The sequence below is a fragment of the Arthrobacter ulcerisalmonis genome, from assembly GCF_900609065.1.
GTDB lineage: Bacteria > Actinomycetota > Actinomycetes > Actinomycetales > Micrococcaceae > Arthrobacter > Arthrobacter ulcerisalmonis.
In genome coordinates this window covers 1-1,279 of sequence record NZ_UXAU01000006.1, presented here as the reverse complement: position 1 = coordinate 1,279, position 1,279 = coordinate 1, and the positions used below count along the sequence as shown (strand labels likewise).

Below are 1,279 nucleotides of genomic sequence, written 5' to 3'. Positions count from 1 at the left end.
ACGGGACTGCTGAAGGTTTGATTGACACTTTGCCTGTGAGGATTTGATTCTTGCGGGTGGAAGGATGTTCATCATGCCCAAAGCCTTTCCCGAAGAGTTCCGCCGCGATGTCGTCGCCGTTGCCCGCAAGGGCGAAGCGCCCATTACTCAGATCGCCAAGGACTTCGGCGTCTCACCGGCTGCCCTGCACCGCTGGATGAAGATCGCCGACAGAGAAGACGGCGTGAAGTCCGGGGCGGTGTCCGATGACGCCGCGAAGTTACGGGAGGCCAATAAACGCATCCGGCTCCTCGAACAGGAAGCGGAAGTCATGCGCCGTGCCGTGGCCTACCTGTCCCGGGACATCAATCCAAAAAAATGATGTACCCGCTGGTCCGCGAGCTGGCTGCCAGGGACGCCCCGATCAGGGTTCCCGTGGCAGTGTCCTGCCGGGTACTGAATTTCTCCAGACAGGCCTACTACCAGTGGGCCGCCAACCCAGTCCCCGCCCGGGACTGGGAAGAAGCCCACTTGACCAACGCCGCCATCGATCACCACCGCGACGATCCTGCCTTCGGATACCGGTTCATCGCCGATGAGATCAACGCCGGTCCCGGCCCTGGGGCCAGTGAACGCCGGATCTGGCGGCTGTGCTCCGAGAACGGCATCCTCTCGGTGATCCACCGCCGGCGCCGGTCAGGGCTCAAGGCCGGCCCGCCGGTCCACGATGACCTCATCGAACGGGACTTCAGCGCCACGGCACCGAACCGGAAATGGCTCACGGACATCACCGAGCACCCCACCGGGGAGGGCAAGCTGTACCTGTGCGCGATCAAGGACCTGCATTCGAACCGAATCGTGGGGTACTCGATGGACGGGCGGATGAAAGCGTCCCTGGCCGTCGCCGCACTGGAGCACGCCGTGGCCCAGAGAAAACCGGCGGGCACGGTGGTCCACTCGGACAGAGGGTCCCAGTTCAGATCCAGAAAGTTCGTCCTGGCCCTGAACACCTACGGTCTGAACGGATCGATGGGACGGGTCGGGGCATGCGGGGACAACGCCGCGATGGAATCGTTCTTCTCCCTGCTTCAAAAGAACGTCCTGAACCGGAAACGATGGCAAACCCGGGACGAGCTCCGGCTCGCCATTACAACGTGGATCGAGCGCAGCTACCACCGCAAACGCCGTCAACGTGCCCTTGGCCGGCTGACACCCATCGAGTTTGAGACAATAAAAAACGCGGCCTCAGCCGCGTAAGAAATTATCAACCCCAGCTGTCAACTAAACCTTCAGCAGTCCC

General features: G+C 62.0%; 1 protein-coding gene. It reads left to right on the top strand.

The window, feature by feature from the left end; all coding sequences use genetic code 11:
• Positions 1–73 precede the first annotated feature (73 nt).
• A protein-coding gene (locus PSET11_RS00030) for an IS3 family transposase (RefSeq protein WP_124089512.1) occupies positions 74–1,236 on the top strand; the annotation gives its coding sequence in 2 pieces (ribosomal slippage) (positions 74–352 and positions 355–1,236; 1,161 coding nt in all).
• The last annotated feature ends 43 nt before the right edge of the window (positions 1,237–1,279 follow it).